Raw genomic sequence first — 26,122 nt, forward strand, 5'->3', positions numbered from 1 at the left:
GATGCCGTTTCACTGGTGAAGCAGCTTGATCGATCGCTGTATCGAACGATTCGCCGGGCGGGGACGGACCATGTCCCCCCGTCCGGGCTGGTGGCTCTCCCGTCGTAAGACAACCCGGGATTCGGATCTCACCCCCCGTAGTCCCGCCGTGCGCCGCGATGAAGGACAGACGTCATGAGATTGCTCGATTCCGCGCGTGGAACGCCGTCGGGAGGGGCGGCCCGGCGCCTGCACTCCGTGTTCGAGGCCGCGTGCGACCGTACCCCGTCGGCCACGGCACTGGAGTGCGCGCACCACGCGCTGACCTACGCCGAACTCGACGCGCGCGCCAACCGGCTCGCGCACTTCCTCCGTGGACTCGGGGCAGGCCCGGGGGCCCGGGTCGCGATCCTGATACCCCGGTCGGTGGAGGTGTACGTGTCCTTGCTCGGGGTGGGGAAGGCCGGTGCGGTGTTCGTGCCCGTCGATCCGGCGTCCCCTCCGGACCGGCTCGCCTTCATCACCGAGGACGCCGCCGTGGATCTGGTCCTGACCACGTCCGCTCTCGCGCCGGCCGTGGCCGGCCTCGCGTGCCGGGTGGTCGAGCTGGACTCGATCGGCCGTGAACTCGCCGGCGAACCCGCCACCCGGCCGCTCCCGTACGATCTCGATCCCGGCCTCGACCTCGTCCCCGGGGGCGGTCGGCCCGCCGCCTACATCATGTACACCTCCGGGTCGAGTGGCAGGCCCAAGGGGGTGAAGGTCGCCCAGTCGAGCATCTGCAACTTCCTCGATGTGGTGCCCAAGGTCTATGACGTACGGCCGGACGACCGGGTGTATCAGGGCATGACGATCTCCTTCGACTTCTCCATCGAGGAGATCTGGCCGACCTGGTCCGTCGGCGCCACACTCGTCGCCGGTCCGGACGGCGCCGGTCATCTCGGCGCGGAACTCGGCGAGTTCCTCCACGAGCGGCGGATCACGATGCTCTACTGCGTGCCGACGCTGCTGGAGACCATCCCGCCGGAGCTGCCGTACCTCCGCAGCGTCATCGTCGGCGGGGAAGCCTGCCCCGGTCAGCTCGTCGAACGCTGGAGCAGCCCGGGGCGGCGCATGCTCAACACCTACGGCCCGACCGAGGCCACCGTCACCGCGACCTGGGCGGAACTGACGCCGGGCAGGGCGGTGACGATCGGACGGCCGCTGCCGACCTACTCGGTGGTGCTGCTCGACGAGGAGCTTCGGCCCGTGGCGGACGGCGAGACCGGTGAGATCTGTATCGGGGGTCCCGGCGTCGCCGACGGCTACGTCGGGCGGCCGGAGCTGACCGCCGCCCGGTTCGTCGAACACCCGCTGGCGCCCCGGGGCGGTCGGCTCTACCGCACCGGGGACCTCGGCCGGATGACCCAGGACGGGGAGGTCGAGTTCCTGGGCCGGGCCGACGACGAAGTGAAGATCCGGGGATACCGGGTGGATCTCGGCGAGATCGACAGCGTCCTGCTTGAGGATCCCGGCGTGGCCGAGGCGGTCACCGCCCTGACGGCCCCTCCGGACCGGGTGGACGGCGGGGGAGCCGGCGAGCTGTGCGCCTATGTGGTCCGTGCGCCCGGCGGCGCGGCGGAGGAGGACGAGGACGCCCTGATCACCCGGGTGCACGAGAGTCTGCGGCGCAGACTTCCCGCGTACATGGTGCCGTCCTTCCTCGACATCCTCCCCGGTCTTCCCGCCATGGCCAGCGGCAAGGTGGACCGTAAGCGGCTGCCCGCCCCGACCGGCCGGCGGCTGGTGGGCGGCGGCCGGCTGGTGGCCGCCGAAGGTGAGCTGGAGACCCGGGTACGGGACGCCTGGGCGGAAGTGCTCGGGATCGAGCCCGGGATGCTGTCGGCCGAGGCGGACTTCTTCACCGACCTCGGCGGCCACTCACTCCTGGCGGCCCGGGTCGTATCGGTCCTGCGCGGCCGGGACATCGGCGCGAACACCGCGCTGCGCGACCTCTACGCGTATCCGACCGTGCGCGGGCTCGCGGCCCGGCTGAGCGCCACCGAGAACACCGGGCAGCGCTCCGCGCCACGGCGCCCCGCACCGATCCGTCACCCCAACAGCCGTATCGCGGGCGCGGGGGCGGCCCAGGCGGGTGTGATCTATCTGCTGCTGCTCGTGCTCAGCCTGCCGGTGGCGTATGTGTACAGCCGGCACGGCGGTCACGTCTCGGTCCTGACGTCGGCGCAGACCACGATCGGTGTGTATCTCAGCTATCTGGTCGTGCGCTGGCTCATACCGGTCGCGCTCGTGCGCCCGCTGTCGGCGGGTATCCGGCCGGGCCGCTACCCGCTGTGGGGCTCGGTCTACCTACGGCTCTGGACGGTGGATCTGCTGCTGCGGATCGGCCCGCTGCCGGTGCTGAGCGGTTCGCCCATGATGGCCGCCTATCTGCGGCTGCTCGGCGCCCGCGTCGGACCCCGTACCACCATCGCCACCAGCACGATCACCCTGCCCGCCCTGCTGCGGATCGGCGGGGACACCTCGATCGGCTACGGCGTCTCCGTGTGCCCCTGGCGGGTGGCGGACGGCTGGGTGACGGTCGCCCCGATCGAGATCGGGCCGCACGCCTTCGTGGGAGCCAACGCGGTCCTCGAACCCGGCGCCCGCATGGGAGCGGGGGCCGGACTCGGCGAACAGTCGGTCATCGGCCAGGGCGAGACGATTCCGGCCGGCGCGCGCATGGCCGGATCACCGCCGCGCCCGGTGGACGCGCTCGCCCCCGGTGTCGAGGAGATGAAGCGTGCCCACCGCGCGACCGACGGATGGCGGCCTCGTCATCTCGCCGCCGCGCTCGTCGCACTGGCGCTGCTGGAGATCGCCGCGGTGGCGATGACACTGCCCGGGATCGCGCTGTTCTGGTGGGCGACGCTGACCTGGGGCATCGCCGCCGGCATCGTCGCCACGGCGCTCTCCGGTCCGGTGTTCGTCGTCACGGTCTGCTGTGTGGTCGCCGCCGGCAAGCGGCTGACGCTGCCGAGTGTGCCGGTCGGGATCCATCCGGTGCGTTCCTCGCTCGGCGTCCGTAAGTGGGTGTCGGACAAGCTGCTGGAGATCAGCCTCACCTTCACCAACTCGCTGTACGCCACCCTCTACACCGTGCCCTGGCTCAGGCTGCTCGGCGCGCGGATCGGCCGGGGCGCCGAGGTCTCGACCGTCTCGCACATCGACCCGGACCTGCTCACCCTCCGGGACGGCAGCTTCGTCGCGGACCTGGCCAATGTCGGTGGTGCCACCTTCGCGGCCGGCCAGGTCGCGTTCGGCCCCACCGAGGTCGGGGAGCGGGCGTTCATCGGCAACTCCGCGCTCCTGCTCGCCGGCACGCGCACAGGACCGGGGTCCCTGGTCGGTGTGGGAACGGTCCCGCCGCAGGGTGACGTGGCCGACGGCACCACCTGGCTGGGCTCGCCCGCGATACGACTGCCGGTGCGCCAGAGCAGCGGATCGTTCCCCGAGGAACTGACCTTCCGGCCGACCCGAAAGGCCGTACGGCAACGCCTGGGCATCGAGTTCCTCCGCATCACGATGCCCACATCGGTGCTGGCCATGAGCGCGTACCTGTATCTGCTCGCGCTGTCCTGGCTGACCCGCCGTCCCGGCCTGCTGGTGCCGGTGCTCCTGGCGCCGGTCCTCATGATGATCGCGAGCCTTCTGGTGATCTCGTACTGCGCGGCGGTCAAGCGGGTGGTGATCGGGGTCTACCGGCCTCGCGTCGAACCGCTGTGGAGTCTGTTCGTACGCCGCACCGAGTTCGTCACCGGCCTCTTCGAGGCGGCGGCGGTACCGGCGGGCGTGGGCTTCCTGACCGGAACGCCGTATCTGCCGGTGATCCTGCGCCGGTTCGGGGCGCGCGTCGGCAGAGGCACCTGGATCGGCACCACCTTCCTCACGGAGTTCGACCTCGTGGACATCGGGGACAACGCCGCGATCGGTCTCCGTGTCTCGCTGCAAACACACCTCTTCGAAGACCGTGTCATGAAGATGTCGGTGGTCACGGTCGAGGACGGGGCGAGCGTCGGCACCCGTGCGGTCGTGCTCTACGACTCCGTCGTCGGCGAGGACGTCCAACTCGGCGCGCTGTCGCTGCTGATGAAGGGCGAGCACCTCACACCGGGCACGAGCTGGCGCGGCATCCCCGCCGAGGGCGTCGTCGAGCGCCGCCCCGTCCTGGCTCCCGAACCACCGGCTCCGCACGTTCGGGTCTTCGACATCCCGGCCTTCGACGCCCGGACGAGAGGCTCATGACATCCGCGGGACCGGACCTGGCCCTCGTCTACCGGGGGCCCGCCGCCAGGCCCGGCTGCCCGGAGGCCGTGGCCGGACTGCTCGCCGCCGGACCCTGGGGCCTGGACGTCCGCTACACCGGACCGGGGGAGGAACTGCCCCTGTCGGGCGCGTCGTTGGCCCGCGCCCGGGTGTACGCGCAGCCGGGCGGCGGAACGTTGTCGGACGGCTACCGGCACCTGAGGCGACAGCGCGACACCGTCCGTGCGTACGTCCGGGGAGGCGGGCGCTATCTGGGCTTCTGCCTCGGTGGCTATCTGGCCGGGGCCACCCCGGGGTTCGGCCTGCTGCCCGGCGACACCGACCAGTACATCTCCTCGCCCGGCTCAACGGTGCACGGCGAGGACGACACACTGGTCGAGGTGCGATGGCGCGGCCGGCCACGCACCCTCTTCTTCCAGGACGGTCCCCTCTTCCTCCTCGACGACGGCGCGAGCGCCACGGTGCTGGCCACCTACCCCAATGACGCCGTCGCCGCGCTCGTCACACCGTTCGGCGCGGGCCGCGTCGGGGTCGTGGGACCGCACCCCGAGGCCACCGAGAACTGGTACACCGATGTCCACCTCCCGGTGCACCACGCGCGCGACCTGGCGCTCGACCTCGTGAACGAGGTGCTGGCGAGGAGAGGCCCGTCCTGTACTCAAGTACCGCCTCTGTAGGTCGTAAGAACGAGCTTCCCGGACAAGACCATTGAGGGATGTCAGCGACCCCCGGCGCTTTCTAATGTCGACCCATGAGCTTTCGAACCACCCCTCTCCCCGCCACCCCTCTCCCCGCCGGCCCTCTTCCCGGACGGCGGATCTAGTGCGCGACACCACCGGCGGTGCCCCGCGTACCGCGGGCCGGGCCGCCGCGGTGGCCTTCGCCGCGCTGCGCGACGATCTTGTCCGCCATGCGCTCGTCCGGCGGCCCCTGCCCGCGCTGACCGAGTCACCCGCGCTCGACCGCGCCCGGCGCCCGCTGCCGCGCGGCCTGCGCGACACCGTCCGGTGGGCTCCGCACCTGGCGGTGTGCACCGTCGCCGTTCTGGTCATGCTGGCGCAGTCCTGGGTGTCCCCCTCCATCGGGATCGCGGCGGGCCTGCTGGCCGGCGTCCCCGTGGCGCTGACTCTGCTGATGCCGGTCTCGGCCTGGTGGCTGACCCTGCTCACGTCCATGGCCGCGGGGGTCGACCTGGCGGGACTCGGCGGCCTGCGGTGGACCGTCCTCTTCGTGACCGGCCCGCTGGTGCTGGTGCTGTGCACGGTGCGGCTGCGGCCCTGGGCAGCCGCCTGGATGTGGCTGATCAGCGCCGTCGTCCTCATCGAATTGGGCACGTTCGTGGGTGACGGGGTGGAGGACCCGCGCCTCGCCTTCGGTATCGCCCTGGTGATCGCCCTCTTGCTGAGCGGCTGGTCGAGGGCCGGCGTACGGGCGTCCGAGCAGGCTTCCGCCGCCGAGGACGAACGGGGCCGCCGGGCCCGGCTGGAGGAGCGTACGACCATCGCCAGGGAGCTCCACGACGTCGTCGCGCACCATATGTCGGCCGTCGCGATCCAGGCCGAGGCGGCCCAGTACCGGGTGAAGGACCCGCCGCCGGAACTCGCGGAGACGCTCGCGGCGGTCCGAGGGAACGCGGTCGCCGCGCTCACCGAACTGCGCCGTATTCTGGGCGTCATCCGCGCGGACACACCACCGAACGGGCCGGTGGGACGGGCCCCGGCCCCACAGCCCACGCTCGCCGGACTCGACCGGCTGATCGAGGCGGTACGTGTCTCGGGGGCGCCGGTGGAGAAGACGGTCACCGGGAAGGTACGTGAACTGGCCCCGGGCGTCGAGCTGTCGGCCTACCGGATCGTCCAGGAGGCGCTGAGCAACGCCATGCGTCACGCGCCCGGCGCGGACGTCCGTGTGGAGCTGTCCTACGTGGCGACCGGTCTCGGTGTGCGTGTGGTCAACGGATCCGCCGAGCGCCGGGCCGGGGCATCGCCCGGAGCCGGACACGGACTCGTCGGTATGCGCGAAAGAGTCGCCATGCTCGAAGGACGACTGACGACACAGCGGACCGCCGAGGGCGGGTTCGAGGTCGCCGCGTTCCTGCCCGATGTACCGCCCGCCGACGAGAACGGGAACCGGCATGGCTGAGCAGCGGGCCGTGCGGGTGCTGGTCGTGGACGACCAGGTCATCGTGCGCGAGGGGTTCTCCGTCGTACTGGCGGCGCAGCCGGGGATCGAGATCGTCGGCGCCGCGGCGGACGGCCGCGAAGCGCTCGTCAAGGTCGACGAACTCCGCCCGGACGTCGTCCTCATGGATGTCCGGATGCCCGAGATGGACGGCCTGGAAGCCACCTACGAGATCACCGCCAGGACGAGCGACACCAAGGTGCTGATCCTCACCACCTACGACCTGGACGAGTACGTCTACCAGGCGCTGTGTGCCGGAGCGAGCGGATTTCTGCTGAAGGACGCCTCCGCACGCCAACTCGCCGAAGGGGTACGGGTGGTGGCCGCGGGCGACTCATTGCTGGCCCCTTCCGCCACCCGTCGTCTGATCACCGAGTTCACCCGTCTGCACGGCGCCGCCGGGAGCGACACCGGCCCGCGCCCGCCGGCCAGGACCGGCATCGGCGATCTGACGGAACGGGAGACGGAGGTGCTGGCCCTGATCGCACAGGGGCTGTCGAACGTGGAGATCGCCGGCCATCTGTTCGTCACCGAGTCCACCGTCAAGACACATGTCAGCAAGATGCTCGTGAAGCTGGGGCTGCGGGACCGCACCCAGGCGGCGATCTTCGCCTACGAGAACGGGGTGGTGGTCACCACGGGCGCGGCCGAGCGCCGCCGGTGACCTGAACCCGACCTGAACCAGCTGCCCGCGCCGCCGGGCACCCCGCGTTTGCCACGTCCGCCTCGTCGTCGGCGTCTGCCGCGTCTCCCAGGCGCCAACTCCCTGCCCCCGCCTGCCCTTTTCCCTCCCTCCCCGTCCAGATGTCCCGACCTGTCCCCTGTCCCCCCTGTCTCACGAAGGACACGCAATGCCGAAGAAGACCGAGGCGTCCCTGACCGCCAACCGCTCCGCCCTCTCCCACCGCGTCGGCTACGCGCTGCGCAACCCGGCCCGGATCGCCCCGTACGTACGACGCTCCCTGCGGGACAAGTGGCTGAGCCACAAGCACCCTAACCACGTCGACTACTACCGCGCGGTGATGGCCTCCGACACCGGCCGTAACCCCGAGGCGGCCGTCGGCAGCCAGACCCACGAACGCTGGCTGGCGCTCGGCGAGATGCAGTTCGGGTATCTCGCCGAGCACGGTCTGACCCCGGGGCACCGCATGCTGGACATCGGCTGCGGCAATCTGCGCGCCGGCTGGCGCTTCATCGACTACCTCGACACCGGTAACTACTACGGCATCGACATCTCGCCCGACATCCTCATCTCCGCCAAGCGGACCCTCACCACCTACCACCTCCAGGACAAGCTCCCGCACCTCACCATCACCGAGAACCTGTCCCTGGACTTCCTGCCCCAGGAGCACTTCGACGTGATCCACGCGCACAGTGTCTTCTCCCACTCACCGATCGAGGTCATCGACGAGTGCCTCGCCCATGTGGACCGCGTTCTGGCCCCCGGCGGATTCTTCGACTTCACCTTCGACCGCACCGAGGGCGCCGAACACCAGGTGCTGCGCGAGGACTTCTACTACCGTACGGAGACCTTGATCGCCCTGGCCCACAAGCACGGGCTCACCGCGCGCTTCATGGACGACTGGGAGAAGCGGCCGCACGGCCAGTCCAAGATCCGGGTCTCCTCGCCCGAACACACCGCGGGGACCGGCCGACGACACTGACCCGGCCGATTGGTCCAGACCTATTGACGGCAGGTCTGGACCACTCTACGTTTCCCTCAACTACCCGCCGTACGTTCCCAGTCCGCCGCACCGACACGGTCGCGGGCGGACAGGGTCGGAAGGGAGCACAGCATGATCCGCCGAATATCGCGCGTGCTGGGGGTCGGCCTCGCCATGGCCTTCGTCATGCAGACACTGGTCGCCGCGGCGGCGCCCGGCGCGGCGCCGGCCGCCGACACCTGCGCGGTCAAGTCGAAGCCCACCGGCAAGGTGCTCCAGGGGTACTGGGAGAACTGGGACGGCGCGGCGAACGGTGTACACCCCCCGCTCGGCTGGATTCCGATCACGGACTCCCGTATCCGCGACCACGGTTACAACGTGATCAACGCGGCGTTCCCGGTCATCCGCTCGGACGGCACCGTCCTGTGGGAGGACGGGATGGACGCGACGGTGAAGGTCGCGACCCCGGCCGAGATGTGCCAGGCCAAGGCGTCCGGCCTCACGACCCTGATGTCCATCGGCGGTGCGGCGGCCGGGATCGACCTCAGCTCCAGCGCCGTCGCCGACCGGTTCATCGCGACGGTGGTGCCGATCCTGAAGAAGTACAACTTCGACGGCATCGACATCGACATCGAGACCGGGCTCGTGGGCAGTGGCAACATCAACACACTGTCGGCCTCGCAGGCCAATCTCATCCGCATCATCGATGGCGTACTGGCCCAGATGCCCTTGAACTTCGGCCTGACGATGGCGCCCGAGACGGCCTATGTCACCGGGGGCAGCGTGGTCTACGGCTCGATCTGGGGCGCGTATCTGCCCATCGTGAAGAAGTACGCCGACAACGGCCGGCTCTGGTGGCTGAACATGCAGTACTACAACGGCAGCATGTACGGATGCTCCGGCGACTCGTACTCCGCCGGTACGGTCCAGGGGTTCACCGCGCAGACGGACTGCCTGAACAGGGGCCTGGTCGTCCAGGGCACCACGATCAAGGTGCCCTATGACAAACAGGTGCCGGGACTGCCGGCCCAGCCGGGTGCCGGGGGCGGCTATATGGCGCCGAACCTGGTGTCGCAGGCGTGGAACACCTACGGCGGCGGGCTCAAGGGCCTGATGACCTGGTCGCTCAACTGGGACGGGTCGAAGGGCTGGACTTTCGGGAACAACGTGAAGGCGCTGCAAGGGCGTTGATCCACCACGTCCTGGTGGATCCGGGCGAACTCGCGGATCGGAAGGGGTCGGGCTCTCCGGAGTCCGGCCCCTTCGCCATGACGGTACTGGTTCCGTGCCGACAGGTGAGCCGGCCGACGTTCACAGATTTTTCATGAAGTGGTCAGGGAACTCCCCCTCGGTTGCCTGTGTGTGACACCTAACGTCTTTGGTTCAGACCGGTTATCGATTCGTTACGATTACCGCCTCGGAGACAAGGACCCCTGTGAAGTCGCCTGTGAAGTCCCCTGTGAGATTCACTCCTCTCGCCATCGCTGTCGTGTCCGCCGCCCTCGTGTCACCCGTCGTCGCCCACGCCGACACCCGGACCCAGGACGGCGCACCCGCCGCGCCCGGTGTCAGCGTCCCCGGCGGGCGGTACGAGAAGGCCGTCTCGGTCAAGCTGACGTCGGAGCGTGGCACCGTCGTCCGGTACACGCTCGATGGGACCACCCCGACGTACCGGAGCGGGCTGTACGTTCCCGGGAAGCCGCTGCGGATCAGCAAGGACACCAACCTCACGGCTGCCGCCTTCGACGGGAGGGAGAGCGGCGTGCCGGTGTCGTACGGCTATCTCATCAAGACCAGGGAGAAGCCGATCGCCGAGTTCGTGGTCATGTCCGATGTGCACACGGACAGCCACACGGGCGGCGACAAGAGGTACGAGGCGTACTTCGACACCATCGGATCGATCTTCCCGCGGCCCGACGCGATCCTTTCCAACGGCGACATGATCAACGACAACGGGGACGGCCGCGGCGCGGACCACAAGATCGTCTCGGAGATCTTCCAGGCGAATCTCGCCCGCAAGGGCATGACCGACACCCAGTTGCTCATCTCGAACGGCAACCACGACGCGAGTCTGGCGGCCGTACGGGCCGGGTATCCCCGCGAGTGGTTCCCGGACGCGGGCGGCGGCTATTACGAGTCGAACGTCAACGGGGTGCACCTGTTCACGGTCAACACCGAGACGTACAACGGCGACACGGCCCAGCGTGCCTGGCTCAAGAACCGTCTCGCGCAGATCACCGCCAACCCGGCGAGCATCACCAAGCCGATCCTCATCCAGGGCCACCGGCCCGCCCCCGGCACCGTCATGGACGGCCAGCAGACGGCCAACCCGCTGCTCACCCAGGACCTCGCCGACTTCCCGCAGGCGGTGTACCTCAGCGGCCACTCACACCTCAACATCAACGACGAACGGTCCATCGCGCAGAAGGACTTCACGGCCGTCAACGACGGCTCGATGTCGTACGTGGAGGTCGATCACGGCTATCAGGCGATCACGGACACCGGTCTCGCCGACCGCTTCGAGGCGACCACCGCGCAGGCTCTCTTCATCGAGGTCTACAAGGACCGCACGGAGATCGCGCGCGTCAACATGAACGCCGACAAGCACGACATCTACCAGGGCGGCCAGTGGTCGGCGAACCCCCAGCCGCCGTACGCCAGCTCGGGCACCCTCAGCGGACCGACCTGGGTCCTGCGGCTCAAGGGCACGACCAACCAGGAGATCAAGGACAATTTCCGCTACACCGCCGCCGCCCGCGACAAGGTCGCCCCGGAGTTCACCTCCCGGCAGCCGCTGAAGGCGGTCACCACCGACGCGGGCTCCACCGCTGTCCGCATCGCCCAGGCCAAGGACGACCAGATGGTCCACCACTACGACGTGAATGTCACCGAGACGGCGACCGGTGCGAAGGTCGTCTCCGCCAAGGTGCTCTCCGAGTACTACTTCATGCCCCGGCCCAACACTCTCGACATCCCCCTCCCGGCGGGTGCCGCCGGCGCGCGGTACACCGCGCGCGTCGTCGCCGTTGACGCGTACGGCAACGCCTCCCCGGCCGCCTCGCTGGCCTTCGGCGGGTAGCACCTGTCGCCGATAGGGGGCGAGGACCGTGCGGAGCCCCCTCCGCACGGGCCCCGCCCCTTCATGGCGGGGTCGAGGAACGATCAGGTCCAGGCTGCCTCACGCAGCGGGTTCCAGGTCCACCCGGGCAGACTCGGCATGGTGCCGGACGGGCGTGTGATGCCCTGGATCGCGTCGTCCCAGGCGGACACTTCGACCAGAAGGTCGGCGCGGTCGGTGTCGGTGAGGTTCTTCAGATCGATGGTCCAGGTCTCGTTGTGATAGAGGTCGTTCGTGATCTTCGTTCCCGCTCCGATCAAGGTCGCCTCGCCACCTCGGTAATCCAGGATCAGCTGCGCTTCGGCCAGGCCGGCCAGGTCCGCGGGATCGCTGGTGACGCGCCACCGGCCGGTGCCCGCGGCCGTGACCTTCGGGGCGGCGGGGGCGGCGCCGAGCCGGAAGGTGTAGCGCGCGAAGGGGCCACTGCCCCGAGCCTTGTCCCATCCGGCCCTCGGAGCGAGACCGCTCGCCGGCAGGATGTCGGCGGCGATGACGCTTCCCGCCCGGGCGGTGAACCGCACGGTCGGGGCCAGGCCGGAAAGCTGGGCCTCGTCCGCGATGATCAGCCGGTCGCGTCCGTCGAGCGTGGCGACCGCCGCGTCGAGTGACTCGGCCTCGCTCAGCACGACGATCCGCGCGCAGGGGGCCTGTGCGCCGGCCGCGCGCACCAGGAGGGAGGTGCGCCGCCCGGCCGGGACATGCGCGATCCGCTCGGTGCCGGTCACGGTCTGTGTGAAGGATCCCGACTCGTCGGTGAGGACGACGGACGCGTTGAAGGCGAGCGCCCGGTCGGTCCAGTCCGGTGCCCAGTAGACGAAGGTGGGGACGTCGTCGCCCGACACCTTCGCCAGCGGTTCAACGGTGGCCCAGCGCAGGTCGACGCCGTTCAGATCGGTCATGACGGGGAACGCGTTGCAGCGGTCCGGCGGCATGGTCAGCGGCTTGTCGGGCAGTGTGACCGTTCCGGCGGCCGTGTGTATCCGGATCTGCATGTCGTCACGGGTGGGCAGAGTGGCGTTGCGCTGGGTGTTGTTGACGAACACGAAGCCGCGGCCGTCGGTGTCGAAGCGGCCGATGTACCGCAGCCGGCTGGTCTGCGCCGGGTCCATGAGCTGGCCGGGGTCGCGGCTGACCCGCGTCCTGGTGAGCTCCTCGGTGTAGCTGGTGGTGAAGGTGTGCAGCCGCCGGTAGTACCGGTAGGAGTCCCTGGTCTGGCCGAATTCGCCCAGCGGGGCCTGGAAGTCGTAGGTGAGCGCCCAGTCGCCGTTCAGGCCGGCTGTCTGGGTCCCGCCGTGGAACATGTAGTAGCCCAGGTAGTTCGCGCCCCGGCCGACACTGTCGTAGGCATGCGCCACCACATGACCGCGTTCGACGCGGAAGCGGCTGGTGCCGCGCATCGGACTGCCGGTGCCCAGTTCGCAGAACCCGCGCGGGTAGTCGAGGGTGTCGTACCTCGCTTCGCCGATATCGGTGTTGGCGGTCCACTCGTCGGTGCCGTAGATGAACCCGGACACGGGAGAGGTCCCGCCGTTGGTCTCCCACCCGCGGTAGCAGTAGGCGCCCTGCAAGGGAATCGCGGTGTCCTTGGCGAAGTTGGAGTTGGCCGTGACCGTGTAGTACGGCACCACCATCCCGCGCTCCACGCACATCCGGCGCAGGGTGGTGATGTGGGCCGGGTCGCCATGGGCGAATTCGTTCTCCAGCTGGATTCCGACGATGGGCCCGCCGTCCTTCACGAACAGCCCCTGGAGCTGGTCCGCGAGCTGGGAGAAGTAGAGCCCGACCTTGGCCAGATAACCCGGATCATCGGTCCGCCCGCCGGTCAGCGCGAAGGAAGGGATGCCCCCGTTGGTGGTTTCCGCGTTGACGTAAGGGCCGACACGCAGCCAGACCAGCAGCCCCTGTCGCTGGGCGGCGGTCACGAACGCGCGAAGGTCCTTGCGGTCCGACCAGTTCCAGGTGCCCTGCGGCTCCTCGTGGTGGTTCCAGAACACATACGTGGCGACGGTGTCGAGGCCGGCGGCGCGCATCTTGCCCAGCTCGCGCTCCCAGCGCTGGGCCGGGTAGCGGACGTAGTGGAACTCGCCGCTGACCGGATACCAGGCTCGTCCGTTTCTGGACCAGGCGTTGTGTGTGACGCCGTAGGTGACCCCTGCGCCGACTCCTCCGGCGTTGGCCAGCGCCGTGTCCGTCCGCGGCTCGGCCGCCGCTGTGTCCAGGTGGTAGCCGCGCGAGGGCACGACCTTCCACAGCTGGCTCGGGTCCGCGGTGTCGGAGCGGATCTCGATCGTCGCGCCGCCGGTGGTGGCGGACCCCGCCACCGTGAGCAGCTTGCCACTGGGTCTGCTGACGATCTTCACTCGGCCCTGGCCCGCGTCGTCCAGGCGCCACTGCTGGTTGATGCCGCCGGTGCCGTGCCACTGGATCACCTGCGAGCCGTCGGTGGTGCCGACCCCGTACACATCGAGGAGCTTGGCCGACGCCACCGACCCGATCGTCACCCACCCGTCGCCCAATTGGGTCTGTGACCACTGCTGGTTGGTGGCACCGGTGGCCGTCCACTGGATGACCGCGGCTCCGTCGGCGGTGGAGCCACCGTTGACGTCGAGCCGGAGGCCGCTGCGTACATTGACCAGCATCACGGGCTCTGCCGCCGCGCTGTCGGCCGCCAGCGCTTCGGAGGGCCACAGCAGACCACCGAGGACGGGGCCGACGGCGACCGCCGCCGTACCGGCGCCCAGCAGTTTCATCGCCCCTCGACGGCTGACGGCATGGGATCGGGTGTCTGACGAGCGGTTCATCTCTTCTCCTCGGTGAGTGTCGTACTGACACGACGTCACAGCGACTCGGCAAGGTGGTCGGTCACGCGGCTGTGCTGGGGTGTCCGGTACGGCCGCCGGCTCACGGTCGGACTGCTTGTTGACGCTGAACCGCGTGGCATGGGTGACGGGCAGCGGGGCCGGAGAACCAGCCGATGACGGGACATACAACCGCCGTGTTACATCGGATGGATCGCCCTTCCATGTTCGCGTTAACACGAGCGGTTCGGGGGAGAGTTTGGAAGCGGCGCCCGGCGCTGTCAAGGACTTGGACAGGAACGCTCGTTGGATTGACCGGCCGCTATGTTTGCGTCAACATGCTGGTGACGGGCCCGCCGCACGGTGCCGGATCCGGGCCGGTGCCGATGTGGTGAGCACCTGGTCCGGGTGCCCTTGTCCGGCGAGGCGGCCGTCCTGGAGCAGGAGGCATACATCCGCCGCACGTGCGGCACTCAGGTCGTGTGTGGCGTGGACGACCGTCACGCCGTCGGCGACGAGCGCCGTCAGCAGTGCGCCGATCCGCTCTCTCGCCTCCGGGTCCAGGCCCGTGGTCGGTTCGTCGAGAAGCAGCAGGTCCGACTCCTGTGCCAATCCTTGCGCTATGAGGGCGCGTTGACGCTGCCCGCCCGACAGTTCCCCCAGTTGGCGCGAGGCGAGGTCGCCGATGCCGAGCCGGTCGAGCGCGGCGTCCGCCGCCGCGTGGTCCCGGCGGGTCAGCCGACGCCACGGTCCCCGTATGCCCCAGCGCCCCATCTCCACGGTCTGCCGCACGGTGAGCGGCAGGGTGTCGCCGACGGCTCCGCGCTGCGGTACGAACGCGGGTGGCCGTTCCCCGTCATGGTGCAGTTCGCCGGATGTCGGATGGATCACACCGGCGAGAACGCCGAGCAGGGTCGACTTGCCGCTGCCGTTCGGGCCGACGAGTGCCGTTGTCGCCAACTTGGTTATCTCTGAGCTGAGTTCATAAAGGACGGGTCGTCCTGGATAGCCGGCGCACAACCCGGTGAAGCGGACGAGGGGCATCCGCCCCCGGGCCGCGACGGGCGAGGGGTCTGGTTTCTTGAACATGATTTTCATTGTAGTGTCCGTCGGCATGGAATGGTTGACGGCCCCGTTCGAGGTGACCTTCGTGCAACGAGCCCTGTGGGGCGGGATGCTCGTGTCCGCGATCTGTGCGCTCGCGGGCACCTGGGTTGTTCTGAGGGGGATGGCCTTCCTCGGCGACGCCATGTCCCACGGTCTGCTGCCGGGGGTCGCGCTGGCCGCGCTGTCCGGAGGGAACCTGCTGGTGGGCGCGGTGGCCAGCGCCGCCGTCATGACGGCAGGCGTCACCGCACTGGGACGCACACCGAGGCTGTCCCAGGACACCGGCATCGGGCTGCTCTTCGTCGGCATGCTCTCGCTCGGCGTGATCATCGTGTCGCGCTCGCAGTCCTTCGCGGTGGACCTGACCGGCTTCCTGTTCGGTGATGTCCTCGCCGTCCGGCAGCAGGACCTTCTCCTGCTCGCGGTGGCGTTGTTCGTGGCGTTGACGGTGTCGGTGCTGGGGCACCGCGCCTTCCTCGCCCTGGCCTTCGATTCGCGCAAGGCTCAGACCCTGGGGTTGCGTCCGCGCCTGGCCCACGCCGTGCTGCTCGGCCTGCTCGGTCTGGCCATCGTGGCCTCGTTCCACATCGTGGGAACGCTGCTCGTCCTCGGCCTGCTCATCGCGCCCCCGGCGGCGGCCCTGCCCTGGGCGCGCGGCGTCCGAGGGGTCATGGCGCTCGCCGCGCTCCTCGGCGTCGCCGCCACCTTCGGCGGGCTGTTGCTCTCCTGGCACCTGAGCACCGCCGCCGGCGCGACCGTCGCGGCCCTCGCGGTGAGCCTGTTCTTCCTCTCCCACATGGCGTCCGGTCTGCGGCATCGCCGTGAGCGCCCCGCCCCCACCGCCCAAGTCAACTGAGAGAAACCCGAGGCGATCGTCATGACCGTCCGCAGAAACGTCACTCCGTGGGCTTCGGCCGCACTGGTGCTCAGCGCACTGCTCACCACGAGCTGCGCGGGGGAGAAGGACAAGGACTCACCGGCTGCGACGAGTTCCCCGTCCACCACTCCGCACGGGTATGTCGAGGGAGCACAGGAGACCGCCGAGCAGCGGTCCCGTCTGCTCCTCAATGACCCCGACAGCGGACACAGCAGGGTCCTCGACCTCATCACCGGCACGGTGCACAGGACGGCCCGGACGGAAGGTGCCGTCCGGCTGGTCACGGACGGACGGTTCGGCTACCTCCACGCCTCCGGCGGCACGTACGTGCTCGACAGCGGCGCCTGGATGGTGGACCACGGGGACCACGTCCACTACTACAGCGCGGCGATACGCGGCGTCGGCGAGCTTCCCGTGGGCCGTCAGGCGCAGATACGCGGCGACGCCGTCGTGACCGCCGTGACCGACGAGGACGGGAAGACCGTCCTCTACGACCGCGGCGAGCTGGAGAAGGGCAGGATCGCTTCGTCCGGGACGCTCGCGGGCACCTACACCGGGGCCGTCGTGCCGTACGAGGAGCACCTGCTCGCCTTCGCGGACGAGAGCGGCACCGCGAAGCTCGTCGTGCTCGACCGCGAGGGCGAGCGCGTCGCCTCCCCGGACGTGGAGTGTGACGAACCGCGGGGCGACGCCGTCACCCGGCGGGGCGTCATCCTGGGCTGCGCCGACGGCGCCCTGCTCGTCCGCGAGGAGGACGGCGCTTTCACCGCCGAGGAGATCCCGTACGACGAGGACGTGCCGGTGCAGGAACGGGCCACCTCTTTCCGCCAGCGCCCCGGCAGTGCCGTCCTCACCGCTCCGGCCGGGGACGACGCCGTATGGGTCCTGGACGTCTCCGAGCGGGCCTGGACCCGCGTGGACACCGGTCCCGTCGTCGCCGCCAACACCGCCGGAGAGGGCTCCCCCCTGCTCGTCCTGGAGACCGACGGCTCGCTGTACGGCTACGACATCGCCACCGGGAAGCGGATCGCGCGGACCAAGACGCTCCTGACCGGGGAAGAGCCGGCCGGCACCGACAGCGGCGCCCCCGTCATCGAGGTCGACCGCAGCCGCGCCTATGTCAACGACCCCGAGGGCAAGCGGGTGTTCGAGATCGACTACAACGACGACCTGCGCATCGCGCGCTCCTTCGACCTGGACATCGAGCCGGTCCTCATGGCGGAGACCGGCCGATGAGCCGGAGCGCGGCGAAGCGGCGCGTGAGGGTGAGCGCGGCACGGCCGCGCCATCTGGCCGTGGGCCTGCTCGCCCTCGTCATGGCCTCCGCCGCCTCCGCCTGCACCACCGGCGATGAGCGGCCCGACATCGTCGTCACGACCAACATCCTCGGTGACATCACCCGGGAGATCGTCGGTGACGAGGCCGAGGTCACCGTCCTGATGAAGCCCAACGCCGACCCCCACTCCTTCGGTTTGTCGGCGGTCCAGGCCGCCGAGCTGGAGCGCGCCGACCTCGTGGTCCACAACGGCCTGGGGCTGGAGGAGAACGTGACACGGCATGTGGACGCCGCCCGTGAGTCCGGCGTCGCCACCTTCGCGGTCGGCGACGCGATCGACCCGCTGGTCTTCCGTACGTCCGACGACGGCGGCCCCGGGGAAGAGGAAGGACAACCCGACCCGCACTTCTGGACCGACCCCGACCGGGTGCGCAAAGCCACCGGTCTGATAGCCGACCAGGTGATCGAGCACGTCGACGGCGTGGACGACAGCGCGATACGCGCACATGCCGACCGCTACGGCGATGAACTCGCGGACCTCACCGCCTGGATGGAGAAGTCCTTCGACCGCGTCCCCGAGGACCGGCGCGCCCTGGTGACCAACCACCACGTCTTCGGCTACCTCGCCGACCGCTTCGGCTTCCGGGTGATCGGCGCGGTCCTCCCCAGCGGCACCACCCTGGCCTCACCCAGCTCCTCCGACCTGCGCTCGCTCACCGAGGCGATGGAGGGGGCCGGCGTGCGCACCGTGTTCGCCGACTCCTCCCAGCCGGCCCGGCTCGCCGAGGTCCTGCGCACGGAACTGGGCGGCCGGGTCCAGGTCGTGGAGCTGTACTCGGAGTCGCTGACCGCCGAGGGCGAGGGCGCCGACACCTACCTGCGGATGATGCGCGCCAACACCACCGCCATGGCCGACGGCCTGACCGGCGGCTGACTCCCCGAGCCTTCAACGGGCACCGGCCGACCGGACCCGGAACCATCACGCACCCACCGCCGCCACCGAGCGGCGCGGAAAGGAACACACCGATGAACAAGTCGATACGCGGCAGAGCCCTCACCGGGACGGCACTCGCCCTGGCGGTGTCCACGGTCCTGGCCGCCTGCGGAGGGAAGGACTCCTCCTCCGATACCGAGGCCGAGGGCGCCGCGAGCGCCACGCCCACCGCCACGGTCAAGGACCCGCTGGTCGCCACCTTCGACGGCGGCCTGTACATCCTGGACGGCGAGAGCCTCGAACTGACCAGGACCATCGGGCTGCCCGGCTTCAACCGGGTCAACCCCGCCGGTGACAAGGACCATGTCGTCGTCTCCACCGACACGGGCTTCCGTCTGCTCGACGCCACCGGGCAGGCTCTCACCGGCATCGAGTACAAGGGTGCCAAGCCCGGCCACGTCGTACGGCACGCGGGCAGGACCGTGCTCTTCAGCGACGGAACCGGGGAGGTCAACGTCTTCGCCCCCGCCGACCTGAGCAGTGGCGAGAAGCCGGAAGGACGCACCTACACCTCCGCCGAGGCACACCACGGTGTCGCCATCGAACTGGCCAACGGCGAACTCCTCAGCACCCTCGGCACCGAGGAGAAGCGGACCGGCGCGCTGGTGCTGGACGAGAACGACAAGGAGATCACACGCAACGAGAAGTGCCCCGGCGTGCACGGCGAGGCGGCCGCCCGGGACGAGGCCGTCGCCGTCGGCTGCGAGGACGGTGTCCTGATCTACCAGGACGGTGAGTTCACCAAGGTCGACGCCCCCGACGCCTACGGCCGCATCGGCAACCAGGCCGGCAGCGACACCTCCCCGGTCCTCCTGGGCGACTACAAGACCGACCCCGAGGCCGAGCTGGAGCGGCCCACCCGCATCTCCCTCATCGACACCGAGAAGAAGAAGCTGCGCCTGGTCGACCTGGGCACCAGCTACTCCTTCCGCTCCCTCGCCCGGGGACCACGGGGCGAGGCCCTCGTCCTCGGCACCGACGGCGCCATCCATGTCATCGACCCGGACACCGGCAAGACCGAGAAGAAGATCCCGGCCGTGGGGGAGTGGCAGGAGCCGCTGGACTGGCAGCAGGCCCGGCCCACCCTGTTCGTCCGCGACGACACCGCGTACGTCTCCGACCCCAGCGGGAAGGCGCTGCTCGCCATCGACCTGGCGACCGGTAAGAAGATCGCCTCCGTGACCTTGCCGAAGGGCACCAACGAGCTGTCGGGCGTCGTGGAAGAAGGCGGCAGTCCGCGCCAGCGCCGCTGAGGCCGGACGGAGCGGTCCGGGGTGTGTCGTGGGCGTCGCGCCCGGTCCGGTCAGTGGTGCGGTGGGCGTGTCCGGCGGTGTCGCCGGTACGCCCACACGGCCAGCCCGAGCACGACCACCCCGGCGATCACGGCCCCGGCGATCTGCCCCAGCTGTGACTCGATCCGGGTGAACGCGGCCCCCGCGAAGTAGCCGACCGCCGTACAGCTCACGCCCCAGCACAGCCCGCCCAGCGCGTTGAACAGCAGGAACCGTCGGTACGGCATGTCCGAGAGCCCCGCCAGCGCCGGCATCAGCGCGCGGAGGAACGCGATGAAGCGGGCGAAGAACACCGCCGAGGCCCCCCGTACCCGGATCATCTCGCGCGCCCGCTCGACCTCGGTCCGGCGCTTGCGCAGGCTCCGGGTCGCCAGGATCCGGTCACCGAAGTGGTGGCTCACCGCATAGCCGGTGCTGTCGCCCAGGATCGCGGCGACCACCACGACCACCGTCACCCACCACACCGACACCTCGCCCTGGGCGGCCAGCAGCCCGCCCAGTACGGCGGCGGTCTCGCCGGGAAGCACGAAGCCGAAGAAGAGGGCGTCCTCGCAGAACACGAGCAGGCCGACCACGGCGTAGATCACGGGGCCCGAGAGACCGCCGAGCCAGTTGGTGATCGTATTCATCCGGAGAGTCCCTCCGTTCCGCCGCCGCCGGGCGATACCGGTCTTACCGATGATGACAGCGTGTACGCGGTCACGGGCGCAGCGCGCCGTATGCGGAGGCGTCCGGCCCGGGGCCGGGGGCGTGGGAGGCACGCGCCGCGCCCCTGCCGCCGACGACCGGCGGAGAGGGACGCGGCGCGCGCTCGGCTCACGCGTCGGCGTTCACTCCTGTCCGCCTACCTGTAGGTGAGGTCGGCGGCGCTGTACTTGCAGTACGTGCCGTCCGCGTCGGAGCCGTTCTTCGTCGGCTCGGCGCCGGTGTTGTTCCCGATGTACTTCTGGCACGGCACGATCTTCTTGCCGCTGTCCCCGACGATGGTGATACCCCGCAGGGTCAGTGAGTCACCGTAGTTGGTGTTGATGCCGCCGATCACACCGCCGGGAGCGGTGATCTCCGTGTCGGTCACATTGATCGTGCGCTTGTACTGGCTTGAGCAGTTGCCGCACGAGCGGACGAAGGTCTTGAAGTCCTGGCCGGCGAAGTTGGAGATGTTCAGTGTGCCGCCGCCGTTGAACTGGAAGATCTTGTCCGCGGCCTTGCGGGCGCCACCGCCATTGACGGTGAACGTCTTGCCGGTGCCGCGGAAGGTGGCCGCGTCCTCGCCGACATCCTCCCACCACACGTTCTGCAGGGTGCAGCTGCCGGAGCAGTGGATACCGTCGGCGGCGGGGGCGCCGATGATGACGTTCTTCAGCGTCGCTCCGTCGGCGAGCTGGAAGATCGGGTCCTGGTCCTCGTTCTGACCGTCGCCGCCCAGGTCACCGGTGCCGTAGTAGCGCCTCATACCGCCGTCCACCGAACCACTGATGGGCTTGGTGGCGCCGACCGCCTCGCTGCCGTTGGGCGACGGCCAGGTGGCGGCCGAGGCGGTGGGCAGGGTGAGTCCCGAGGTGAGGGCGGTGAGGACGAGGGCGGCGGCGCCGACGCCGCCGGCGATCACCCGCCGCTTCCCGGTGCCGAGTCGGGTGCCGTGTTGTCGCGTCATGCCGGGGGCTCCTTCTGTCGTGTGAACGGTGAGAAAGGCTCGATCGAGGTGATCGGTGTGATCGCTGTGATCGGTGCGGACCGCGGATTCAGGGAGTTCGCTGACGCACGGAGTCCGCGCACGGAGTCCGCGGACTCACGGGGTCGTGATGGCCGGCCGGGGAGGCGCGGGCATCTTGTCGCCGATGGGGAAACTGGGGTGCGGCGGCTGGTTGTAGGCGGTGTTCTGCCAGGCCAGCGCGGTCCGGTACATCCGGTCGTGCAGCAGTGTGGTGATCTTCCGGTCGGTCGGATGCGGTGTGGAGTAGATACGCAGCGCCGTGTTGTCGGCGGTGGGCCAGATGACCTCCTCCCGCCAGTCGCCGAGGATGTCGCCGGAGAGCGACGGGGTCGCCTTGGTGCCGTTGTTGGAGTGCACCCCCGAGCCGGTCAGCAGTCGGGCGTCGGACGACGGGCCGTACTTGTCGATGTGGGTGCCGTCGAGCAGTTCGCGCACCGGATCGCCGTCCCACCACGACAGGAAGTTGGCCGAGGACGGCTTACGGCCCTTGGCGGTACCGGCTCTGTCACGGATCGAACCGTCGGCCGCCGACCACATCTCCGCGCCGTCGTTGCCCGCCCAGATGTCCCCGGCCACACCGCGGCCGTTGTCACCGCCGGATGCCGTCTGCCACAGCACCTGGCCGGTTCTGGCGTCGGCGAAGTACGACGAGGGCTTGGAGGCGTCCTCGTCCACCTTGAAGTACTCAAGACCCGGGCGGGACGGGTCGAGATCGCCGAGGTGGGCCGCGTCGCCGTGGCCGTTGCGCGTCGTCCACAGCCCTGAGCCGTTGTCGTCCACGGCCATCGAGCCGTACACGATCTCGTCCCTGCCGTCGCCGTCCACATCGCCGACCGTGAGGGCGTGGTTGCCCTGGCCGTCATAGCCCTTGCCGCTGTTGGTGGAGCTGTTGGTGTCGAACGTCCATCTGCGGGTGAGCTGACCGCCGTTGAAGTCCCAGGCGGAGATCACCGTACGGGTGTAGTAGCCCCGCGCCATGATCAGAGAGGGGTTGGCGCCGTCCAGATAGGCGGTCCCGGCCAGGAAGCGGTCCACGCGGTTGCCGTACGAATCGCCCCAGGAGGCGACGGAGCCGCGCGGCGGCACATGGCCGACCGTACTCCGCGCGGCGCCCGTCCCTCCGTCGAACACCGTCAGGAACTCGGGCCCTTCGAGCACATACCCGCTGGAATTGCGGTAGTCGGCCGAGGCGTCGCCGATCACCTTTCCCACGTCGTCGACCGTGCCGTCGGCGGTCTTCATGGCGACCTCGGCCCGGCCGTCGCCGTCGTAGTCGAAGACCTGGAACTGCGTGTAGTGCGCGCCGGAGCGGATGTTACGGCCCAGATCGATGCGCCACAGCCGCCGGCCCTGGAGCGTGTAGCCGTCCAGGATCGTGTTGCCGGTGACCCCGGACTGGGAGTTGTCCTTGGCGTTGGTGGGCTGCCACTTCAGGACGAGATCGAGGTCGCCGTCCCCGTCGAGATCGCCGACCGAGGCGTCGTTGGCCTCGTACGTGTGGTCCGGTCCTGCCGCCGGGGCGGAGATCGGTACGTCGAGATAGCCCGGGCGGAACTGGACGGCGCTGGGCGAGGCGGGCTGCTCCGCGCCGTTGACGAGCGCGCGCACCGTGTAGTCCGCGGAGTTGGGGGCGCCCTTGTGCAGATAGTTCGTGGTGGTGATCGGCTCGGTGTTGATCTTGACGGAGCCCCGGTAGAGGTTGAAGGACACATTGTCCGGGTCGGTCGCCAGCCACCGCCAGCTGACCAGGTTGTCCTCGCCCGTGTGCACACTGACCAGGCCGCGGTCGAGCCGCTCCAGCCGCGCCGCGGCGGCCACCCCTCGCTCACCGGGCCGTGCCACGCTCGGCGCGGGCGTCATCAGCCCGGCGAGGACCGCGCCGGACACCGCGAGCACGCCCAGCGGCATCCCCCGGCGGACGAGGCCGCGTGGCGGTCGTGGTGGTCGCGGCGGGGATCCCGAACGTGCTGCGTGGGTGCCGGCTCTTGTCCGCACGAGTCCTCCAGAGGGGTGGGGGGTGTCTGTCCCTGTGTCCCCTGGTCGCCGCCCGCACGGAAAAGGTTGCCGCCCCTCCCGGCTCCGTCCACCACCGCCCCACAGCCGGCCCCGCGGCGCCCCCCACCGCCCTGGATCCGCTCGTCCGGGGCGGTGGCCCCCGGCGCCCGCCATGCTTCCGTGACCCCCTCCGGAGTAATGTGAAGAGAACGAGGCTATGTCGCCGTCGGCCGCTCTGCCGGGGGCGTCCTCGATGATGGACGAGGTCGGAGGCGCGGCCCCAGGAGCGTGATCGCCATGATCGCGACTGACGCGATGACCGTACGCGGGCTCACACGGACCGCGGAGCGACTCCGTCCGCCGGGGCCCGGCGCGCCGCCACGAGGGAGACGGGTGGAGCAACGACGTATGTCCGTGGCAGATGAGTCCGCGCAGAGCCCTGTCGGCGCGATCGGCAGGGTTACGGTCCCGATCCCGGCCGACGGTCCCGGTGAGGTGCTGGTGTCCGTACGGGGCGGATCCGAGGCCTACGCGGCCTGGGCGGACCATCCGATCGGCAGAAATCTCCGGGTGATCGTCGTCGAGTCGATCTCGGCGCGTTCGGTCATCGTGGAGCCCTTTCCGTCCTGAACCCTTCCCCAACCACAGAGAAGCAGGTAGTTCGACAGGAGTACCCCATGCTGTTCTGGCATGTTCCCGCGCCCAACGAGGCGATGCTCATATCCGGTTCCAAACGGCAGGCACAGGACACACAGTTCCGGATCGTCACCGGGCACGGCAGCTTCGTGATGCCCATCAAACAGAAGGCCCGCATGCTGTCGCTCGCGCTGCGCGAGGCGGAGATCGTCGAGGACTGTGTGACCCAGCAGGGCATCCGGCTCAAGGTCCGGGCGGTATCCGTGTTCAAGGTCGGCGACGACGCGGTGTCGATCGCCAACGCGGCCCGGCGCTTCCTGACGGAGCAGGAACACATGGAAGAGCTGGTCGGCCGGATCTTCGCCGGTCACCTGCGCTCCATCGTCGGCGGACTGACCGTGGAGCAGATCATCCGCGAGCGCGACCGGGTGGCCCAGGAGGTCAAGCAGGGCAGCCACAGCGAGATGGAGAAGCTCGGCATCGTGGTGGACGCGCTCCAGATCCAGGAGATCGAGGACGCGACCGGCTACATCAACAACCTCGCGGCCCCGCACGCCGCCGCCGTCGCCAGCCAGGCGCGTATCGCCCAGGCCAAGGCGGACCAGGAAGCCTCAGAACGCGAGCAGCAGGCCGCCGCGCTCAAGGCCGAGTACGAACGGGACACCGCGATCAAACGGGCCGGCTTCCTCGCCGAGACCGAGCAGGTCAACGCGCGCGCCGCGCAGGCGGGACCACTGGCAGAGGCCAGGGCCTCGCAGGACACCATCGAGCAGCAGACGGCCCTGGCGGAGCGTCAGGCGCGACTGGCCGCGCAGCGGCTGGAGGCCGAGGTCCGGCGCCCGGCGGACGCCGAGGCGTACCGGCAGCGGACACTCGCGGAAGCGGGCCGGGACCGGGCGAAGTTCGAGGCGGACGGAAACGCCTACAGCGAGCGTGCGCTCGCCCAGGCCCAGGCCGACGCGAACACCGCTCGCGCCGCGTCCCTGAAGGACGGCAACCAGGAACTCATCGCGGCCAACCGCATCGTGGAGAACCTGCCGACGCTGGCCGACGCGGCAGCCCGGGGCATATCGGGTGCGAACCTGACCGTCCTGAACGGCACCGACGGCGTCAACGACATGGCGGCGGGTCTGGTGGGCCAGGGCATGGCCATCCTGAACTCGCTCAAGGGCTCCGCGGCCGGCGCCAAGGAGGCGGGCGTGACCCCCGGCGTGAGCCGGAAGCCGGCGCTCCGCGTCACCGAATCCAAGTGACCCCGGAGGCGAGTGACCCCGAATCCAGCTGACCCCGGATCCACTGGGCCCCGGATGGGGCCCGGGACAGGGCCCCGGACCGGTCCAGGAACCTAGGACCGGTCCGGGGTTCTGTCTGCGGAAGCGTCCTCGGCGGAAGCGTCCTCGGCGAGACGCTTGATCGCCGTGAGCCGGGAGTCCCAGTCGGCGGCGACCCGGTCCATCCACCGGGCGGTGACACTGAGCCGCGCGGGGCGCACCGCGTATCGCGCCTCGCGGCCCGCCCGGTGCGAGGCGACCAGACCGGCCCGGTCGAGGACCGCGAGGTGTTTGACGATCGCCTGGCGGCTGACCGGCAGTTCCCCGGCCAGGACCGTGGCGGTCGCCTCGCCGTGCGCGGCGAGGGCGTCGAGTATCCGGCGCCTGGTCGGATCCGCCAGCGCGGTCAGGACCTCCGCCACGGTGTCCTGGTCGGCTTCTGCCGTCATGCGTCGAGTCGCTCCACGTAATCCCGGATATTGACGACCATGTCCGTCCAGCCTTCCGTGTGGCTCTTCTTCGAGGCGACGTCCTTCCTGTCCTCCGGGATCACGATATCGGCGAAGCCGGTCTCGACCACACGCAGCCTGGTCCCGTCGCCCTCCGGGGTGAGCGTGAACTCCACGAGGGTCGAGTTGCCCTCGCCGGCCACCTGCCCGGGGTACGCGCTCGCCCAGCGGTACGAGAAGTAGTGCGGTGGGTCGACCTTCACGATCGTCGTCGGGAACTGGCCGTACTGGCCGTGGTCCAGGTGCATGATGCCGCCCGGCCGCAGGTCGATGGGGGCGGGCTGCCCCTGGCCGAACCACTGCCCGACATGCTCGGGTTCTGTCAGCACCGCCCAGACGCGCTCCATGGGCGCCGCGATGGTGATCTCCCGTTCGATGCGGTCATCGGATGTGGACATGAGGGGAA

General features: G+C 69.8%; 20 protein-coding genes. 13 read left to right on the forward strand and 7 right to left on the reverse strand.

What is annotated here, in order from left to right; all coding sequences use genetic code 11:
• Window positions 1–174 precede the first annotated feature (174 nt).
• From AB0M67_RS23030 to AB0M67_RS23060, 7 genes are all read left to right on the forward strand, one after another.
• Window positions 175–4,263 (forward strand): Pls/PosA family non-ribosomal peptide synthetase, encoded by a 4,089-nt coding sequence (locus AB0M67_RS23030; protein ID WP_365748171.1) that lies wholly within the window; start codon window positions 175–177, stop codon window positions 4,261–4,263.
• Window positions 4,260–4,961, forward strand: a complete 702-nt coding sequence (locus AB0M67_RS23035) for a BPL-N domain-containing protein (RefSeq protein ID WP_365748173.1) — start codon at window positions 4,260–4,262, stop codon at window positions 4,959–4,961. The genes AB0M67_RS23030 and AB0M67_RS23035 overlap by 4 nt, the downstream gene beginning before the upstream one ends.
• 145 nt (window positions 4,962–5,106) lie before the next feature.
• A complete protein-coding gene (locus AB0M67_RS23040) occupies window positions 5,107–6,426 on the forward strand; it encodes a histidine kinase (protein ID WP_365748175.1) in 1,320 nt (439 codons plus the stop codon).
• A complete protein-coding gene (locus AB0M67_RS23045) occupies window positions 6,419–7,129 on the forward strand; it encodes a response regulator transcription factor (protein ID WP_365748177.1) in 711 nt (236 codons plus the stop codon). Before AB0M67_RS23040 ends, AB0M67_RS23045 begins: the two co-directional genes overlap by 8 nt.
• Before the next feature lie 187 nt (window positions 7,130–7,316).
• A complete protein-coding gene (locus tag AB0M67_RS23050) occupies window positions 7,317–8,129 on the forward strand; it encodes a class I SAM-dependent methyltransferase (RefSeq protein WP_365748178.1) in 813 nt (270 codons plus the stop codon).
• 135 nt (window positions 8,130–8,264) lie between these two features.
• Window positions 8,265–9,320, forward strand: coding sequence for a chitinase (locus tag AB0M67_RS23055; protein WP_365748260.1), 1,056 nt, complete (start codon window positions 8,265–8,267; stop codon window positions 9,318–9,320).
• 268 nt (window positions 9,321–9,588) lie between these two features.
• A complete protein-coding gene (locus tag AB0M67_RS23060) occupies window positions 9,589–11,208 on the forward strand; it encodes a chitobiase/beta-hexosaminidase C-terminal domain-containing protein (RefSeq protein ID WP_365748180.1) in 1,620 nt (539 codons plus the stop codon).
• 83 nt (window positions 11,209–11,291) lie between these two features.
• On the opposite strand, the gene AB0M67_RS23065 is transcribed toward AB0M67_RS23060, so the two are convergent.
• Window positions 11,292–14,048 carry a beta-galactosidase gene (locus tag AB0M67_RS23065; protein WP_365748181.1) on the reverse strand — a complete coding sequence of 919 codons (2,757 nt, stop codon included), beginning with the start codon at window positions 14,046–14,048 and terminating at the stop codon, window positions 11,292–11,294.
• Between the two features lie 330 nt (window positions 14,049–14,378).
• A complete protein-coding gene (aztA, locus tag AB0M67_RS23070) occupies window positions 14,379–15,143 on the reverse strand; it encodes a zinc ABC transporter ATP-binding protein AztA (RefSeq protein ID WP_365748183.1) in 765 nt (254 codons plus the stop codon).
• 16 nt (window positions 15,144–15,159) lie between these two features.
• Here aztA and aztB point away from each other — a divergent pair, with 16 nt between their 5' ends.
• From aztB to aztD, 4 genes are all read left to right on the forward strand, one after another.
• Window positions 15,160–16,008, forward strand: coding sequence for a zinc ABC transporter permease AztB (gene aztB, locus AB0M67_RS23075; RefSeq protein WP_365748185.1), 849 nt, complete (start codon window positions 15,160–15,162; stop codon window positions 16,006–16,008).
• Window positions 16,009–16,029: 21 nt separating this feature from the next.
• Window positions 16,030–17,265, forward strand: a complete 1,236-nt coding sequence (locus AB0M67_RS23080; protein WP_365748187.1) for a hypothetical protein — start codon at window positions 16,030–16,032, stop codon at window positions 17,263–17,265.
• Entirely contained in the window at window positions 17,262–18,239 is a 978-nt protein-coding gene (gene aztC / locus AB0M67_RS23085) for a zinc ABC transporter substrate-binding protein AztC (RefSeq protein ID WP_365748189.1), read from the forward strand. The genes AB0M67_RS23080 and aztC overlap by 4 nt, the downstream gene beginning before the upstream one ends.
• A gap of 92 nt (window positions 18,240–18,331) precedes the next feature.
• On the forward strand, window positions 18,332–19,552 hold the full coding sequence (gene aztD / locus AB0M67_RS23090; protein WP_365748191.1) for a zinc metallochaperone AztD: 1,221 nt from the start codon (window positions 18,332–18,334) through the stop codon (window positions 19,550–19,552).
• 50 nt (window positions 19,553–19,602) lie between these two features.
• Here aztD and AB0M67_RS23095 read toward each other — a convergent pair whose 3' ends face one another.
• From AB0M67_RS23095 to AB0M67_RS23105, 3 genes are all read right to left on the reverse strand, one after another.
• Window positions 19,603–20,220 (reverse strand): DedA family protein, encoded by a 618-nt coding sequence (locus AB0M67_RS23095; protein WP_365748193.1) that lies wholly within the window; start codon window positions 20,218–20,220, stop codon window positions 19,603–19,605.
• Between the two features lie 215 nt (window positions 20,221–20,435).
• Window positions 20,436–21,245, reverse strand: coding sequence for a pectate lyase (locus tag AB0M67_RS23100; RefSeq protein WP_365748194.1), 810 nt, complete (start codon window positions 21,243–21,245; stop codon window positions 20,436–20,438).
• Window positions 21,246–21,380: 135 nt separating this feature from the next.
• Complete coding sequence (locus AB0M67_RS23105; RefSeq protein WP_365748262.1) at window positions 21,381–23,165, reverse strand: rhamnogalacturonan lyase; 1,785 nt, start codon at window positions 23,163–23,165, stop codon at window positions 21,381–21,383.
• A gap of 543 nt (window positions 23,166–23,708) precedes the next feature.
• On the opposite strand from AB0M67_RS23105, the gene AB0M67_RS23110 reads away from it, so the two are divergent.
• Complete coding sequence (locus AB0M67_RS23110) at window positions 23,709–23,930, forward strand: hypothetical protein (RefSeq protein ID WP_249948713.1); 222 nt, start codon at window positions 23,709–23,711, stop codon at window positions 23,928–23,930.
• 47 nt (window positions 23,931–23,977) lie between these two features.
• Window positions 23,978–25,189, forward strand: coding sequence for an SPFH domain-containing protein (locus tag AB0M67_RS23115; RefSeq protein ID WP_365748196.1), 1,212 nt, complete (start codon window positions 23,978–23,980; stop codon window positions 25,187–25,189).
• 92 nt (window positions 25,190–25,281) lie between these two features.
• Here the strand turns inward: AB0M67_RS23115 and AB0M67_RS23120 are convergent, their stop codons facing one another.
• Both AB0M67_RS23120 and AB0M67_RS23125 read right to left on the reverse strand, forming a co-directional pair.
• Entirely contained in the window at window positions 25,282–25,656 is a 375-nt protein-coding gene (locus AB0M67_RS23120) for a metalloregulator ArsR/SmtB family transcription factor (RefSeq protein WP_365748198.1), read from the reverse strand.
• Window positions 25,653–26,114, reverse strand: coding sequence for an SRPBCC family protein (locus AB0M67_RS23125; protein ID WP_365748200.1), 462 nt, complete (start codon window positions 26,112–26,114; stop codon window positions 25,653–25,655). Before AB0M67_RS23125 ends, AB0M67_RS23120 begins: the two co-directional genes overlap by 4 nt.
• Window positions 26,115–26,122: the final 8 nt, after the last annotated feature.

Source organism: Streptomyces sp. NPDC051662, from assembly GCF_040681655.1.
In the GTDB taxonomy this organism is placed as follows: Bacteria; Actinomycetota; Actinomycetes; order Streptomycetales; family Streptomycetaceae; genus Streptomyces.

Coding starts and splice junctions, on each gene's coding strand:
- AB0M67_RS23105 (WP_365748262.1), bottom strand. CDS start 23,165: ATGACGCCCGCGCCGAGCGTGGCACGGCCCGGTGAGCGAGGGGTGGCC.
- AB0M67_RS23065 (WP_365748181.1), bottom strand. CDS start 14,048: ATGAACCGCTCGTCAGACACCCGATCCCATGCCGTCAGCCGTCGAGGG.
- aztB (WP_365748185.1), top strand. CDS start 15,160: ATGGAATGGTTGACGGCCCCGTTCGAGGTGACCTTCGTGCAACGAGCC.
- AB0M67_RS23125 (WP_365748200.1), bottom strand. CDS start 26,114: ATGTCCACATCCGATGACCGCATCGAACGGGAGATCACCATCGCGGCG.
- AB0M67_RS23050 (WP_365748178.1), top strand. CDS start 7,317: ATGCCGAAGAAGACCGAGGCGTCCCTGACCGCCAACCGCTCCGCCCTC.
- aztC (WP_365748189.1), top strand. CDS start 17,262: ATGAGCCGGAGCGCGGCGAAGCGGCGCGTGAGGGTGAGCGCGGCACGG.
- AB0M67_RS23100 (WP_365748194.1), bottom strand. CDS start 21,245: ATGACGCGACAACACGGCACCCGACTCGGCACCGGGAAGCGGCGGGTG.
- AB0M67_RS23030 (WP_365748171.1), top strand. CDS start 175: ATGAGATTGCTCGATTCCGCGCGTGGAACGCCGTCGGGAGGGGCGGCC.
- AB0M67_RS23035 (WP_365748173.1), top strand. CDS start 4,260: ATGACATCCGCGGGACCGGACCTGGCCCTCGTCTACCGGGGGCCCGCC.
- AB0M67_RS23120 (WP_365748198.1), bottom strand. CDS start 25,656: ATGACGGCAGAAGCCGACCAGGACACCGTGGCGGAGGTCCTGACCGCG.
- AB0M67_RS23080 (WP_365748187.1), top strand. CDS start 16,030: ATGACCGTCCGCAGAAACGTCACTCCGTGGGCTTCGGCCGCACTGGTG.
- AB0M67_RS23115 (WP_365748196.1), top strand. CDS start 23,978: ATGCTGTTCTGGCATGTTCCCGCGCCCAACGAGGCGATGCTCATATCC.
- AB0M67_RS23045 (WP_365748177.1), top strand. CDS start 6,419: ATGGCTGAGCAGCGGGCCGTGCGGGTGCTGGTCGTGGACGACCAGGTC.
- AB0M67_RS23095 (WP_365748193.1), bottom strand. CDS start 20,220: ATGAATACGATCACCAACTGGCTCGGCGGTCTCTCGGGCCCCGTGATC.
- AB0M67_RS23110 (WP_249948713.1), top strand. CDS start 23,709: ATGTCCGTGGCAGATGAGTCCGCGCAGAGCCCTGTCGGCGCGATCGGC.
- aztD (WP_365748191.1), top strand. CDS start 18,332: ATGAACAAGTCGATACGCGGCAGAGCCCTCACCGGGACGGCACTCGCC.
- aztA (WP_365748183.1), bottom strand. CDS start 15,143: ATGAAAATCATGTTCAAGAAACCAGACCCCTCGCCCGTCGCGGCCCGG.